Below are 14,138 nucleotides of genomic sequence, written 5' to 3' on the forward strand. Positions count from 1 at the left end.
ATGGAAAAATCTCGTAAATATATACTATTTACACTACATGTTCAAACCTTTGCTGTTGGAATAGAGCATGTTATATCGATTGAACGGATGCAGGCGATTACGGAGGTTCCGCGAACAGAGGAATTTATTCAGGGTGTTACGGAAATCCGTCATCAAACAACTGCCATTATTGACTTGCGGACAGGATTAAATATAACGGCGACAGCGAATACGGATGACACCCGGATTCTTGTCGTTACATTGGAAGGGATGCAAATTGGCCTAATTGTAGATTCGGTGACAGAAGTGATTGATATTGAACCGAGTAACATAGAAGAAGCTCCCCCAATCATTTCTGGAGTCCATGCTGCCTATCTGAAAGGTGTTGCAAAAGTCAATGGAGAATTGATACTCCTGTTAAACATCGCAAAAACACTTAATTTGGAAGAAACAGAGGGATTTAGAGAAGTATTACAATAGCGATGATAAGAGAAAAGCCCGGATGAAAAAATTCATCCGGGCTTTCATGTTTACAGAACTTACGAACGAGAAAGCTCACTCCTTTAAGGGGAGGATGATAGGGAGTTCGGAGTGGGGCACTCCCTTGTAGGGTGTCGTAAGCCGAACTTTTTAGTTTCTCGTTCTTTTTACCACTCCGCTAAAGCGAAGAAGGCAAAGGGACGGACAGCGGGGGAAAAAGAAATCATGTGTAAATATAAACGACTGATCGATGAAGTCCATGCGATGGAACAAAGCTACGGATATTCAGAATATCAACTTCATGCCTTTGTCGCACCCATGCAAGCGAAATTTGCCAAGAACATCGGCTCGTTTGAAGCACAAAAACTTGCAACTAATGAATTTCATAATACGTATTTAATGCTTCACCATCACCATATGTAGTTGAGTTGGTTCGTTCCCAACTACAGGGAATCAGAGCATTTGTCCCAATTGCCGGATGTTCATTTGTAATTTACAATGAGATAGGGAATTTAAGGCGTTGAAAAAAATGTAGAAGGTGCGATGCAATGATGCCTAAAGTGATTTGGTTATTAGTGATAGCAACAACGATTAACGTTACAGGCGGATCTTTTTTATGGCCGATGAATACGATTTATATGCATAATGAGCTCGGGCAATCATTAGCTTTTGCCGGGTTTATTTTAATGTTGAATCAGGGTGCAGCTGTTATAGGGAATTTGATTGGTGGAGCGTTGTATGACCGTTTCAGCGCTTATTACTCTATCCTTTGTGCAACAGGCATTGCTCTTATTGCGGCAATCACGATGGCTTTCAATCATTCGATTGTTCCCTATGCCATCTTACTTGTCGTCATTGGATTTGGAAATGGAATTACTTGGCCAATTATGTTTGCAATGGCGGGTTCACTTTGGCCAGATGGTGGCAGAAAGGCATTTAATGCGGTTTATGTAGCCCAAAATCTCGGGGTCGCGTTAGGAGCTACGCTGAGTGGTTATGTTGCAAGCTTTTCATTCGATTATATATTCATAGCAAATGCCCTTTTCATTGCTCTCTTTTTTCTGCTCGTATTGTTTGCATTTAAACAGTTGGACGAAGCTAAAAACAGACAGATGCATACGTCGATAATTGAGCAACGAGGAAAAGTTAAAAACAGTACAACATTCATAGCTTTATTGATTCTTTGTGCTGGATTTCTATTCATACATATTAGTTATTCCCAATGGATGACAACAATTGCTTCTTATACACAAGACATTGGTATACCGGTTGAACAATATAGTACAATATGGGCAATCAATGGTTTCCTTATCGTTTTTGCTCAACCTTTGGTACAATGGTTTACGAATCGTTTTACAAATGAGAAGCACCACATCTATATAGGAACGACCATTATGATTGTCTCTTTTCTAGTTGTTATGAATGCCCAGCAGTTTACGATGTTTGCTGTGGCGATGATTATTTTGACAATCGGTGAGGTTCTCATGTGGCCGGCCTTCCCAACATTAGCCAACAAGCTAGCACCAAAAGGGAGAGAAGGGTTTTATCAGGGATTAGTTAATAGTATTGCAACGGTGGGAAGAATGACAGGTCCATTAGTCGGCGGTTTCATTGTCGATTACTATCATATTGAAATTTTATTCTTCTGTTTAGTAGGGTTACTGTTAATACCTTATATAACCACCTTCCTGTATGACAAAAAAATAAAAGCCGAACAAGGAGGATTATAATGAAAGATATTAAATTAATTGCATTAGATATGGATGGTACCTTATTGAATGATAATCAAGAAGTGCCGGAAAGGAACCGAAAAGCAATTGAGCAAGCACTTGCAAAAGATGTTCATGTTGTATTAAGCACCGGTCGCGGATTTAATACGTGTTACCCTTATGCAGTGGACCTGGAGCTGCCAACATACCTCATTTCCGCCAATGGAGCGGAAATTTGGACAATGGAGAAGGAATTGCTTAGAAGAAGAAAATTAGAAACGGAAATGATGGAAAAGCTTTATAATATTGCCACACAAGTAGGGGCAGGTATGTGGGTGATTTCTACGGAGGGGGCTTTTAACGGAGATTTCCCGAAAGATTTTAACGAATACGAATGGCTGAAATTCGGCTGTCATACGACGGATCAAAGGAAGCTAGATATTCTTATCAAAGAATTTTCTAAGTACGAAGAGCTCGAGCTATCGAACTCACTTCCTACAAACATCGAAGTGAATGCGAAAGGTGTTTCGAAAGCAGATGCGCTGCATTTCTTATGTGAGCGAATCGGCATAACGATGGATAATGTTCTAGCCTGCGGAGATAGTTTGAATGATATTAAAATGATTCAGGAAGCAGGAGTAGGAGTCGCAATGGGGAATGCCCAGGAAGCGATTAAAAAAGTGGCAGATCACACGACAGTGACGAATAATGAATCAGGTGTTGGGGTGGCGATTGAAAAATTTGTTTTGAATGTATAAACCTGCCGGCATAGTAAGAGGCGATTCTTAAAACATGAAGAATCGCCTTATTTTTATTTGCTCTACTATTGCACTCGAAAATCAAAAATGGAACAATTTTATCAAGTACTCATCACCAATAATCTGCTATACATGATCATTTCAACAACATGCTAATCACTTTCATACAGCGTAAGTGTCCGAAACTTACTACTGGAGGTCTGCAGTCCAGACACCTCTCGCACCTGCTGAGCGGCCGGCAATCCTCGCGTTATCGCACTGCGGGGTCTCGCCAGGCTTACCTCCGAACAGGAAGTTCTAATGCCGGCGTTGGTCACAGGACGTGACCGTTCTTAGCCGGCCTCCCGCAGGAGTCTCGAGGTGTCTGGACTGCTACCAGGAAAGGTCAAATTTAGATCACTGTTTATTATTCCAATGATCTAATTTTATTGTGAAATGGCACTGGAATAAATGCTATTCATAATAATCCTCTCTACCAGTTCAGTTGCCCGGTGGACGGTGACTCCTGCGGGAATAGTACGAGTCTGGAGACCCCTTAGTGCTCAGCCCGAGGAGCTCCGGCAGTGCCTAAGGATGCGCATCCGTCCACCGGGCAACTGAACGGCGACTAGAGAGCGAACCATGAGAACGTGCAAAACACTTACGCTGAGTGAAAGCAATTCATAGCTTTTAAAAGATTGGGATGAATTATCCGGCTGTTTTAGATTGTGAAAGCTGGCTTTACAAATAGAAATCAATAATATTAATTCAAATCATGTGCTTGCATTTTCTCTAATTCTTTTTCTTGTTTTTTCTTTAACGATTTCCTTCCTTCGCTCCATTGCTCGAATAAAAAGAGCAGTCCGATGATTAGGATGATGAGGTAGAACCAGAAGCTTTCTATATTGCCATTTATGAATGAAATGGTCATCCACGTAGCAAAAAGAATAGGTACAATCGCACCCCAGAATGGATTATTCCTCGTGGAAAAGAAGTACTGTACCCCGAGAAAAGCCGCAATGATCAATACATCATAAATACCGTAACCAAACATTACGCATTAGTCCTTTCCTGTTTATACTTATCGATAATTAATTTCGCCTCTTCTAAGTTGATTCTGTCATCAATGGACAGCTGTTTAATAAATTGGATAAATCCTTCATTTTCTACTTTCTCATTGACCTTAATTTTTTCAATTAATCGGTCGAGCCGGATTCTAACGGTAGGGTATGAGACATCATAGAGCTTGGAGATTTCTTTTAATGAACCGGAGTGCACGACAAAGTTTTTGATAAATTCAATGTCTTCCGCTTCTAAAGCTAATATCCAAGCGGGTATTTTATTCAATTCCATCCTTTCACCTCTTTTTATTATTTAAATATACCTTAACATAAAACTTAATAAAGTTAAAGTGATTTTTAACTTTATTAATAATTATTCAAAGGAATGATGTGAAATCATTTATCCCGACTTTAGGGTCTTCGAGAAAGTTTAGGTGGGAGATAACGGAGGTTAACCGCCACTGATTGAAGTTTCACTTTAAACGGGTCTGAATCGATAAAGATAGAAGCTAAGCGGTTGGCGAATGATTAAAAATAGGATATGATACGAGGACAGATGAACGAATTATTTTGACGTCAGGAAGTGCGTAAACATGCAGAAGCAAAAAGAAGTAGTGAACGGACGAACAAAAAGTCCGACTAAAATGCTAACAATTACAGCTGCACTAGTTGCAATCAATTTAGTGTTGAATCAATTCACTTTAGCATTCGGTCCTTTGCTGGAAGTAGGATTCGCATTTTTACCAATTGCAGTGCTTGGCTTTCTCTATGGACCAGTGAATGCGGGAATAGCTTCTGTTGTTGCTGATACGATCGGTTTTGTTTTACGACCTGCCGGATTCTTTTTCCCCGGGTTTACTTTTAATGCATTATTGATCGGGCTATTATTCGGTTGGTTCTTTTATAGGAAAACAATTACCCTCGGAAGAATTGCGACAGCTAATTTGGTTGTCACGATTATCATTTCGCTGATCTTGACACCGATTTGGTTGAATATTATGTTTGGCAGTCCATTATTTGCCGGGCCACGGATTGTTAAAGCGATTGTTCTTTATCCAGTTGAAGTTGGTTTACTGTACGCCTTATTAAAAAACCTCAGTAGGGTAGACTTGAAATTATAACGATTTGCTCACCTGGGATTTTAATGCGCATAAACTAAACATATCAGGCTAGAAGAGGATGATTCTGATGAAGCTTAAAGAATATTATGTTTCTGGAAATACAGCGGAAGGCTATGTAGATAGCTTAGAGTCTAATTTACATGGCATAGAAGAAGTGATTCAACTCGGTAATGCTTCTTATAAGACAAATACGGCTATCATCAAACAATTGATCGAGCAAAATAAAGAGCAGACACAAGTTGAAGTCTTAAAAAGCCCGATTAGTGAAGAATTTCTTGAAGGGGTCATTTTCAGGGAGAAGAAGATAGCCATTCTTGGTAACAGGGATTGCCCGTTTTCGAACCAGGCATATGATTTATTTAAAAAAGGTCTGCATATCCACGATGACCTTGAACTCGTATTTATCCAGGAAATGGACTTCGAAAAGGCGGATGATTTAGCAAAGAGGTATATCGAGGAACTGCTTCCGGAGAACGTAAAAGGATCTCGCAACCCTCAGATTTTTCGGAGACTTTTCGGTACGAATACAATGGACGGTGTTGTAAATGAAGTACCCAATCTGACTGCTCATTTGGATAGGGTTTATCATATCAAAGGCCGAGCGGGCACAGGGAAATCGACTTTCATGAAAAGAATCGTAAAGGCATGCGAGGCGCGAGGTTTAGACCTTGAGATTTATTATTGCAGTTTCGATCCTAACAGTATCGATATGGTTTTAATACCGGAACTGAATATTTGCTTATTTGATAGTACAGACCCACACGCTTTTGAACCAGAAGATGAAACAAAAGAAAAAGTGATTGATTTATACAAAGAAACCGTTACACCCGGTACAGATGAAAAGTATGCGGACGAAATTAGCAATCTGACAAAGCAATATAAAAGCTATATGAAAAAAGGATTAGCCGCTCTACAAAGGGAAGGTGCAGAAATCATTGCACAAGATGCGAAGAAACCGTTCAATCAAACCGAAATAAATGAAAGTGTCGACAACCTTCAAATGAAACTCGATTAAAATCTCCAGCCAGTGGGTAAACTAAGCAAAACAGACAGGTTGGAGGACAAAGTATATGACGGGCCATACTATTCCACAATTTCCAGAATCTTATTGGTTAACAAGCAATGACACACTCTCTGAATTCCCACCACTGGAAGAGGATATTAAAGCAGATGTTACGATTGTCGGCGCAGGAATTACCGGACTCACAGCAGCTTATCTTTTAGCAAACGAAGGACTACGCATCGCTATAGTGGATGCAGGACGATTGATGAGCGGTACAACAGGACATACGACGGCGAAGATTACAACACAGCATGGACTAATTTATGATGAATTGATATCCAATGTGGGAGCAGAAAAAGCTAAATTATATTATGAATCAAATGAAGCAGCGAAACAATATCTGAAACAGATGATCAATCAGTTGGATATCTCCTGTGATTATAAAGAACAAGATGCAATCCTTTATGCAACGACAAAGGAATATGAGGCGAAAATCGAACGGGAAGCGAAAGCCTATGAACGGCTCGGTATTCCCGGTACACTTACAACGGATATTCCACTTGATATACCTATTAAGAATGCATTGATTATGAAGGAGCAAGCACAATTTCATCCTGTGAAATTTTTACAGTATATCGTTCAAGAACTGAAGAAAAAGGATGTAAAGATTTACGAACAGACGACAGCAGTGAAAGTTGAAAAAGGTGATAATCAAAAAGTTGTCATGAGGAATGGGGCGCAAGTTTTAAGTAAACATATACTTGTTGCGAGCCACTTTCCATTTCATGAAGGGTTCGGTCTATATGCAGCCCGCATGGATGTGGAACGTTCTTATATCATCGCTGCTAAAATGAAAAAGACTTATCCAGGGGGAATGTACCTTCAAGCAGATCCCCCCGTACATTCGCTCCGAAGTGTAACGATTGATGGAGAAGAAATGGTTCTCATCGGCGGAATGACCCACAAGACAGGTAAGGAAACGGAAACACACAAGTTGTATGAGTCGCTGCGGGCTTTTGGTGATGAATTATTTGAAATAGAAGATATTCCATACCATTGGTCGGCACAGGATTTAATTACCTTGGATAAAGTGCCTTATATTGGAGAATTGACTCCGAATCATCCATATGTAACGGTTGCGACTGGATTCAGGAAATGGGGGATGACAAATAGTGTTGTTGCAGCTAAGCTTTTTTATGACCGAGTACTTAGGCAGAAAAATAAATACGAAGAGCTGTACACCCCGTCTCGTTTCCATGCGAAAGCAAGCATTCCTTCACTTGTCGAGGTTAATAAAAAGGTCGTTACGAGCCTTGTAAAAGGAAAACTTGAAAGACCGGACCGATCTCCGGAATCCCTGGCAAACGATGAAGGTGCAATCGTTACGCTGAATGGTCAAAGAAAAGGTGCTTATAAAGATGAACAAGGACAGCTTCATATCGTTGACACGACTTGCACGCATGCTGGGTGTGAGGTGAATTGGAATGACGGAGAGCGGACATGGGACTGTCCTTGTCATGGTTCACGATTCGATTATACGGGTGAAGTAATCGAAGGACCTGCAGAAAAGCCATTAAAAAAATAAAGTATAGACCCGAATGGAGAGCGGGTCTGTACTTTATTTTTTTATGAATAAACCAAGAATACCCCCGACTTCAGTCATAAGAAGTTCAAACAAAAGGAGTATTTTGATTATTTTAGTAAATCACCCTTGTGTTTTTTGTTGAAATCGGTTACAATTAATTAACTGAAAATTAGGATAGGACATTAAAAAAGGGTGGTGAAGTTATGGTAACGTTGAAAATGTTGAAACCTTACTACATTAAGAATGAAAAGAACTTTGTCCGAATCATTTTAGCGTATCAATATTTTTCCGTCATTATTAAAAACAAAGTCTATCAGTTCATCCCTGTAGAATCCAATGAAATTCGCGTTAACCGCCGCACGGAGAAAATTGAGAACATCGATGCGGTCTTTGCTTTTCAGAATGGCAAAGAAATTGTTAATGTCCCAATGGTGAAGCTCATTACCTTACCTGAGTTTTTGGAACAGATTCATGATATTGCAAGACCATATTACTTCAGTGCCCAAAAACAGGTAGAAACAGAAACGCGCGAAGATTATACAGCGGTTATTACCGAACTGGAACGCCAAAACGTATTACGACTTATCGATAAAGCACTAGACGAACGAGATGAAGATACATTTAAAGCATTGGCAACAATCTTAGTGGATATGGAGCAGGAGCAGCAATGAAAAAAGAAAAAGCTGGCAGAGAAATTTCTCTGCCAGCTTTTTAATCATCCTGACTTTCTTGTTCGCCTGGATAAATTTGATTCATCACGTCAACGAATTGTCCGACTGTATAGCCATTCGGTTTATCTTCCGTTTTTTCCATCATCATTGCAATTAAAATATCTCGCGATTCATGCGGATAACCGACAAACCAACTATTAATGGATCCGCCTGTTTCGGCAGTCAATTTTAATTCTACTGTTCCTGTTTTACCAGCGAGCGGGACATTCGCATCTTCCGCTTGCTGTGCTGTACCATCTGTAACAACAGCCCGAAGAATGTCATCTATTCGTTGGGCTTCTTCTTTTGCAACGAGACCTTCTTTCCAGATTTGTCCTGTTTCTTCATCAAGAAGCAGGGTAGGCTGCAACATATTTCCCTCGTTTAAAAATGTCGTATACGAAGTGGCTAAATGTAGTGCAGTCATTTCAAGTTCTCCTTGACCGTAACTAGAGTTCGCGAGCAAGACCTCATCAGCTAACCCACCGTTGTTTGAAATCGTTGACGTTGCGATTGGATATTCGTAAGGGAATTCTTCTTCAAATCCGAACCGTTTAAATTCCTCAATAAACGCATCACTGCCCATGTCTACTGCTTGCATGGCGAAGTAAATATTGTCGGAGCGGAGGAGGGCGTCTTTTAAATCGACGGGACCATTCGATAAAGAAACTCGTGTCACTTTGTAGTCGCCCCATTCTTCACCCTTACTCCATTGTAATCCATCAATCTCAAACGTTTCCTCTGGATCAAGTGTACCTGCATGGATACCAGCAGCTGCTGTGACAGGCTTGATGACGGACCCAGGTGCAAAACTTGCTGCGAACCGATTGACGAGAGGTTGTTTCGGATCCTTCTCTAAATCGTCCCATACGTTATTGGTGCCATAAAGAATTTCATTCGGATCAAATGATGGGGCACTCACAAGTGCAAGCGTCTCTCCTGTTTGTGGGTCAATTGCTGCAGCAGTACCGGCATCGTCTTTATAAACGTTAAAAATTTTCTCTTGAGTATTTATATCAATTGTAAGTTGGATCGTTTTGCCATTTTCAACCGGCTTTTCTGCAATGGTAACTTCACTGCCGTCTTCTTTACGAATGAACACGGTGACTCCTCGTTTACCTTTCAGTTGCTCTTCATATAGTTGTTCCAAACCACGCCGGCCAACTTTGTCATTCGGCCCGTATTCATCGCTGTCTGTACTTTCCAGGAATTCTGCTGTAATGTCACCGATATAACCGACTAAATGAGCAGTTGCCTCACCGCCGGGATAGATGCGGCCTGTCATATCCTTTTTTTGCACACCGGATATTGCCATTAATTGATCATAGATATCTTTGTCCGTCGGGAGGATTGTCGTAATCGGAACAAATAGATGATCCTCCACCCAATCAGCATCCAGTGCTTCATTAATTTTTTCTTCATTCATATTTAAAATGCCGGCCATTTCCGCGATTGATTGTTCCTTGTTCTCTAACTCTCCAGGCTTAATGCCGATTTGGTAAACATAATCATTTATTGCTAGCGGCATCTGATTCCGGTCGAGAATCTCACCACGCACTGGCTGTACAGGTTGAATGCCGATTTCTCCGCCATTCTGAAGTTCCGGATGAATAAAACCAGCATCCCAATTAACAAACCAGCTTAATTCGGCATCATCTTCCTCACTGACTGGTTCTTGAACAAGTGTTGCTTCATAATTAAAAACAATTGGTCCGGCAAAGGATTCCAGCTCAACAGAGAAGGGAAGGGTGACGCTCGGATTCTCTTCCTCAGCTAATGCTTTTACTTCTTCCTCAGAAAGTTCATCAAAGGTAATCTCGATATTTTCCACATCTAAATCTTCATAGATTTTTGCGTATCGTTCGACTGATTGTTCGGGTGTTATGTTCGATTTTGTCTCCTTGCTGAACATATCATAGACCTCTTCAAATTCCTGCTCACTCCAATGAGAAGTAAAAGTGGAAAATCGTTCATTTGGTGAAACTTGTTCTTCCTTGGAGCATGCTACTAATGCTAAAGCAACAAATATCAATAGAAAAGCACGTTTCATTTTATTTATTCCGCCCCCTGATTCGTCATATATACCTAGTATATCATCATGTAAGTATTGTTTATAGGAAAAATCTGTGAAAAATGTTTCAATTATAACTGGGTAAAATGAATGTGATTAGAGAAAAACGCCGAGGGACAATAACTCCCTTGGCGTTTTTCTTTAACCTTCCATATGACTTCTAATTTCAGAATTAATTCTGTTGAATTCTGAGTCCGGCACCACATAGTACCAAATACCATTAATGGTTGAACCAGAACCTTCAATCTCAAGCGTTTCAATATTATGTCTTGTTCCAAGATATCCAGTGAAAAGGGTTTGGATCTTTTGCATATCCAAGTCGGTCTGAACGTTGCCGCCAAGGATATCAAGAATCTCACCGAATTTCGTAATATTGGAGAAACTTGCACCTTTGTTCATTGCAGCAGTAATAACCGCCCGTTGTCTATCATTCCGTCCCATATCACCACGTGGATCTTGTTTTCGCATCCGGATGTAATCAAGTGCTTGTTCTCCATTTAAGTGAATCGCCCCTTCAGCAAAATTAGAACCACCTTGGGAGAAGTTTTGCGTATTATTCACGGTTACTCCGCCAATTGCATCAATTCCCTGTTTAAATCCTTCCATATTTACGCGTGAATACACATGAACCGGGATATCGAATGCCTCTTCAACCGTTTGGACGGCTAATTCCACTCCGCCGAAAGCGTAGGCGTGGTTAATTTTATCCATTCCACGCGTCGGAATATTAACATATGTATCCCGTGGAATGCTTAACATAATCATCGAGTCTGTCCTCGGATTCAAAGACATTAGAATCATCGTATCAGATCTTCCTTGATCCCCGGGCCGTTCGTCGACTCCAAGCAATAACATATTTACAGAAGCTTTTTCATCAAATATTTCTTTGATTACCTTTTGCCGCTCCGGGTCTTCATCTCTTGCAAGCGGAGTGTGCATTGTATCTACAGCACTGCCAAGTTGACTATATACGTAAAAAGCAAGTCCTCCAATTGTAATAATGAACAGTAATAAAATTCCACCAACCCAATATGGCCATTTACGTCTCTTTTTTCCACTACTTCTTTGCATTCTCGCTACCACTTGTAAATTCTCCTCTTATGTATAATGTTCCCCATGAACAGGGAAAGCGTTTTTTTAAAAAAACAGGCCCTATAGACCTTAAACAATTGTCAGTTACTTTTACTGTATAAAATTATAGCCGAATTAGTTCATTTCGTCTATAAGAACTTGCATGAATTTGGTAAAATATGTGGAAGTATGTCGCTTATCAAGGAAAAATAAAAGCCCGAGATGACTTTATTCATCTTGAGCTTTTACAGGGAAAGCGTACATGATATATCGGTCTGGCGCATAGCCGACAAAATTGAAGGGATAGCACGTAGTAAGGGTAAGTACTTCCTCACCGTGCGGAACAATTATCGTTCTGTCATCTGCATCGACGATTTTCGTTTCTTTGATTTCATAAATGAAATCACCGTAATCCATCTTAAGAACCAACTGATCTCCTATTTCAAGTTCGCCCATACGACGAAAGACCGTGTCCCGGTGCCCCGAAAGAACAATTTGCTCATTTTGCAGAGGGTAAGCCGTTCCCCGGTAATGACCAACACCACGAGCGAGCTCGTCTTCATGAGTTCCTTCAATAATTGGTAAATCAGCTTCAAGCGCAGGAATATGCAGGATCCCAGCGGTTTCACCTATATCTGGATCATACCCTTCTGCGACCTCCTGTGCATTAAAATCTTCTGCCTTGTTGGCAGTATCCCGTTCTTTGAGCATTGCCTGGGCTTCTGCTGTTGCTTCATTTTGTGCTGTCGTAGTTGCATACCACTGATAACCACTAAAAGCTAATACAACAATACCCGCAATCATAAGCAAGTAAGAGAGAAGTTTCATCTGTTCCACCTCATTATAAGCGTTAACTTTAGTATAGCGTGATGAATCAAAATTTAAAAGCTCCTTGTACGGACTATCCATTATTAGAAAAATAATTCCAACTATAGTATATATCAAGTTTCAGGCGGGAAGGACAGAAATAGAAAAAACTATTTAAAACAAAGTAAATGGAAGGTATTTCAAGTAAAGTGTTCTTTATATAGTACGAAAGGCTGTTTTTAAGGTTTTCTTATTTTGAGAAAACAAATTATACTCTAGTTGTGTTGTTCTTTAAAAAGAACAAATTATAATTATTAAGAACGACATTACATAGAGCAAAAGGAGGGTCATGTGGAAAAAAGCGGACGGTCAATAAAGGAAGGTAAACAGTATAAGGGGATGTAGAAATCTACAAAACAAAAAACAGGAGGAACAAAACATGAACTTAAAGAAAAAATTAACATCAGGTATTGCAACAGCATTGTTAGGGATGGCGCTAATTGGTGGGGGGACTTTTGCTTATTTCAGTGATACTACAGAGCAAACGAATACATTTGCTTCGGGTACACTCTCACTAGAATCTGTTCCGGAAGTTGTTGTAAATTTAGACAATCTAAAACCCGGGGATACTATACAAGAAGAATTTGGACTACTTAATGACGGAAGCTTAGATATTGGGAGTGTGACCTTAAAAACAGATTATACTGTAAAAAACGCATCAAATAATATGCCGGTAGATGCAAGTGTAGCTGAGGCATATGGTGATGCTATGATGGTTCAATTTTTAAGAAATACTGGTGGCGATAAGCCTTATGAGGTGATTTTCGAACTTACCGTCAATCAGCTTGTGAATATGACTGAAGATGATATTGAAGAGTTGTTAACAGAAATCGATATTGAAACAATTAGACAATGGATTCCCCTATTACCTTGGCCTTTCGATTGGATAGGATATTGGGAGAAAAATGACATTCCAACCGAAAATATAAAAACTTTAGAGCCGGGAGAAACTGCTCCATTTGATGTAAGGTTTGAGTTCGTTGACTCAGGAGAATCACAAAATGAGCTTCAAAATCTTAAGTTGGATTTAAAGTGGACATTTGAAGGATTCCAAACAGAAGGTGAAGAAAGATAAGTTTTCATATAAGAAGAGAAGAGGCCCCACCCTCTTCTCTTTCTACATAATGAACACTTCAATGTCAAGATTTTACATCACTCAATTTAGGGGGGATTTCTTGGATATAAAGAAGAATCTCATCATAGGGATCATGACCGGTTTAATTGGAATGGCACTGATAAGCGGGGGAACCATCGCATATTTCAGTGATGCAACCGATACGGAAAATCAAATACTATCCGGCTATATGGATTTGGACATTGGCAACGTAAATAATGAGGGTGTTTTATTTGAATTTAAGAATAAAAAACCGGGAGATACATTCAGTCACAGTTTCAGCATGAAAAATAACGGGACACTTGATATGAGGGATATTAGCCTTCACTCCAAACATACAACCTACAATCGTGAAGGAAATAAGAAAAATAATGGCTTTGCTAACCAAATCATCTTGAAAAAAATTGAAGTGGACAATAAAAATATTCTTAAGAAACCAATGTCTTTAGAAAAATTAAGTAAAACCCCAGTAATCTTAAAGGAAAATATAGCTGTCAATTCCTCGACAGTCCAAGTTTATGTTGAATTCGAATTTAAAAAAACAAAGGAAAAGCAGAATGAATTCCAAGGTAATAAAATAGATCTGCTTTGGACTTTTGAAGCGATCCAGACTGATGATTAAAGAAATCC

General features: G+C 39.8%; 15 protein-coding genes. 10 read left to right on the top strand and 5 right to left on the bottom strand.

Annotation, left to right across the window (positions count from 1 at the left end; genetic code table 11):
• The 4 genes from LZD48_RS09675 to LZD48_RS09690 all read left to right on the top strand — a co-directional run bounded on the left by LZD48_RS09675 (window position 1) and on the right by LZD48_RS09690 (window position 2,926).
• Window positions 1-459 (top strand): chemotaxis protein CheW, encoded by a 459-nt coding sequence (locus LZD48_RS09675; protein WP_235762538.1) that lies wholly within the window; start codon window positions 1-3, stop codon window positions 457-459.
• 225 nt (window positions 460-684) lie between these two features.
• A complete protein-coding gene (locus LZD48_RS09680) occupies window positions 685-882 on the top strand; it encodes a hypothetical protein (protein ID WP_235762539.1) in 198 nt (65 codons plus the stop codon).
• 125 nt (window positions 883-1,007) lie between these two features.
• Window positions 1,008-2,189, top strand: a complete 1,182-nt coding sequence (locus tag LZD48_RS09685; protein ID WP_310739802.1) for an MDR family MFS transporter — start codon at window positions 1,008-1,010, stop codon at window positions 2,187-2,189.
• The gene (locus LZD48_RS09690) at window positions 2,189-2,926 is read left to right on the top strand and encodes a Cof-type HAD-IIB family hydrolase (RefSeq protein WP_235762540.1); all 738 of its coding nucleotides are present in this window, start codon (window positions 2,189-2,191) and stop codon (window positions 2,924-2,926) included. Before LZD48_RS09685 ends, LZD48_RS09690 begins: the two co-directional genes overlap by 1 nt.
• Before the next feature lie 742 nt (window positions 2,927-3,668).
• Here LZD48_RS09690 and LZD48_RS09695 read toward each other — a convergent pair.
• Both LZD48_RS09695 and LZD48_RS09700 read right to left on the bottom strand, forming a co-directional pair.
• On the bottom strand, window positions 3,669-3,959 hold the full coding sequence (locus LZD48_RS09695) for a hypothetical protein (RefSeq protein WP_235762541.1): 291 nt from the start codon (window positions 3,957-3,959) through the stop codon (window positions 3,669-3,671).
• Window positions 3,959-4,258, bottom strand: a complete 300-nt coding sequence (locus tag LZD48_RS09700; protein WP_235762542.1) for a DUF2089 family protein — start codon at window positions 4,256-4,258, stop codon at window positions 3,959-3,961. Before LZD48_RS09700 ends, LZD48_RS09695 begins: the two co-directional genes overlap by 1 nt.
• A 301-nt stretch (window positions 4,259-4,559) precedes the next feature.
• Here LZD48_RS09700 and LZD48_RS09705 point away from each other — a divergent pair, with 301 nt between their 5' ends.
• From LZD48_RS09705 to LZD48_RS09720, 4 genes are all read left to right on the top strand, one after another.
• Window positions 4,560-5,087 carry a folate family ECF transporter S component gene (locus LZD48_RS09705; RefSeq protein WP_235762543.1) on the top strand — a complete coding sequence of 176 codons (528 nt, stop codon included), beginning with the start codon at window positions 4,560-4,562 and terminating at the stop codon, window positions 5,085-5,087.
• A gap of 67 nt (window positions 5,088-5,154) precedes the next feature.
• Entirely contained in the window at window positions 5,155-6,102 is a 948-nt protein-coding gene (locus LZD48_RS09710; protein ID WP_235762544.1) for a hypothetical protein, read from the top strand.
• Between the two features lie 55 nt (window positions 6,103-6,157).
• Window positions 6,158-7,675 (top strand): FAD-dependent oxidoreductase, encoded by a 1,518-nt coding sequence (locus LZD48_RS09715; protein ID WP_235762545.1) that lies wholly within the window; start codon window positions 6,158-6,160, stop codon window positions 7,673-7,675.
• 203 nt (window positions 7,676-7,878) lie between these two features.
• A complete protein-coding gene (locus tag LZD48_RS09720; RefSeq protein WP_235762547.1) occupies window positions 7,879-8,346 on the top strand; it encodes an IDEAL domain-containing protein in 468 nt (155 codons plus the stop codon).
• Between the two features lie 40 nt (window positions 8,347-8,386).
• Here LZD48_RS09720 and LZD48_RS09725 read toward each other — a convergent pair whose 3' ends face one another.
• The 3 genes from LZD48_RS09725 to srtD form a co-directional block, all read right to left on the bottom strand.
• Complete coding sequence (locus LZD48_RS09725) at window positions 8,387-10,435, bottom strand: penicillin-binding transpeptidase domain-containing protein (RefSeq protein ID WP_235762548.1); 2,049 nt, start codon at window positions 10,433-10,435, stop codon at window positions 8,387-8,389.
• Between the two features lie 162 nt (window positions 10,436-10,597).
• The gene (locus tag LZD48_RS09730) at window positions 10,598-11,539 is read right to left on the bottom strand and encodes an LCP family glycopolymer transferase (RefSeq protein ID WP_235762549.1); all 942 of its coding nucleotides are present in this window, start codon (window positions 11,537-11,539) and stop codon (window positions 10,598-10,600) included.
• A gap of 216 nt (window positions 11,540-11,755) precedes the next feature.
• Window positions 11,756-12,355 carry a class D sortase, LPxTATN-specific gene (gene srtD, locus LZD48_RS09735; RefSeq protein WP_235762550.1) on the bottom strand — a complete coding sequence of 200 codons (600 nt, stop codon included), beginning with the start codon at window positions 12,353-12,355 and terminating at the stop codon, window positions 11,756-11,758.
• 418 nt (window positions 12,356-12,773) lie between these two features.
• Between srtD and LZD48_RS09740 the strand changes: the two genes are divergently transcribed.
• Both LZD48_RS09740 and LZD48_RS09745 read left to right on the top strand, forming a co-directional pair.
• On the top strand, window positions 12,774-13,469 hold the full coding sequence (locus tag LZD48_RS09740; RefSeq protein ID WP_235762551.1) for a TasA family protein: 696 nt from the start codon (window positions 12,774-12,776) through the stop codon (window positions 13,467-13,469).
• A complete protein-coding gene (locus tag LZD48_RS09745) occupies window positions 13,456-14,130 on the top strand; it encodes a TasA family protein (RefSeq protein ID WP_235762553.1) in 675 nt (224 codons plus the stop codon). The genes LZD48_RS09740 and LZD48_RS09745 overlap by 14 nt, the downstream gene beginning before the upstream one ends.
• Window positions 14,131-14,138: the final 8 nt, after the last annotated feature.

It is taken from the genome of Oceanobacillus alkalisoli (genome assembly GCF_021556485.1).
In the GTDB taxonomy this organism is placed as follows: Bacteria; Bacillota; Bacilli; order Bacillales; family Amphibacillaceae; genus Oceanobacillus; species Oceanobacillus alkalisoli.

Excerpts from the sequence above, each read along its gene's own strand:
- srtD (WP_235762550.1), bottom strand. The coding sequence starts at position 12,355 with ATGAAACTTCTCTCTTACTTGCTTATGATTGCGGGTATTGTTGTATTA.
- LZD48_RS09705 (WP_235762543.1), top strand. The coding sequence starts at position 4,560 with ATGCAGAAGCAAAAAGAAGTAGTGAACGGACGAACAAAAAGTCCGACT.
- LZD48_RS09725 (WP_235762548.1), bottom strand. The coding sequence starts at position 10,435 with ATGAAACGTGCTTTTCTATTGATATTTGTTGCTTTAGCATTAGTAGCA.
- LZD48_RS09700 (WP_235762542.1), bottom strand. The coding sequence starts at position 4,258 with ATGGAATTGAATAAAATACCCGCTTGGATATTAGCTTTAGAAGCGGAA.
- LZD48_RS09715 (WP_235762545.1), top strand. The coding sequence starts at position 6,158 with ATGACGGGCCATACTATTCCACAATTTCCAGAATCTTATTGGTTAACA.
- LZD48_RS09675 (WP_235762538.1), top strand. The coding sequence starts at position 1 with ATGGAAAAATCTCGTAAATATATACTATTTACACTACATGTTCAAACC.
- LZD48_RS09720 (WP_235762547.1), top strand. The coding sequence starts at position 7,879 with ATGGTAACGTTGAAAATGTTGAAACCTTACTACATTAAGAATGAAAAG.
- LZD48_RS09740 (WP_235762551.1), top strand. The coding sequence starts at position 12,774 with ATGAACTTAAAGAAAAAATTAACATCAGGTATTGCAACAGCATTGTTA.
- LZD48_RS09710 (WP_235762544.1), top strand. The coding sequence starts at position 5,155 with ATGAAGCTTAAAGAATATTATGTTTCTGGAAATACAGCGGAAGGCTAT.
- LZD48_RS09685 (WP_310739802.1), top strand. The coding sequence starts at position 1,008 with ATGATGCCTAAAGTGATTTGGTTATTAGTGATAGCAACAACGATTAAC.
- LZD48_RS09680 (WP_235762539.1), top strand. The coding sequence starts at position 685 with ATGTGTAAATATAAACGACTGATCGATGAAGTCCATGCGATGGAACAA.
- LZD48_RS09690 (WP_235762540.1), top strand. The coding sequence starts at position 2,189 with ATGAAAGATATTAAATTAATTGCATTAGATATGGATGGTACCTTATTG.
- LZD48_RS09695 (WP_235762541.1), bottom strand. The coding sequence starts at position 3,959 with ATGTTTGGTTACGGTATTTATGATGTATTGATCATTGCGGCTTTTCTC.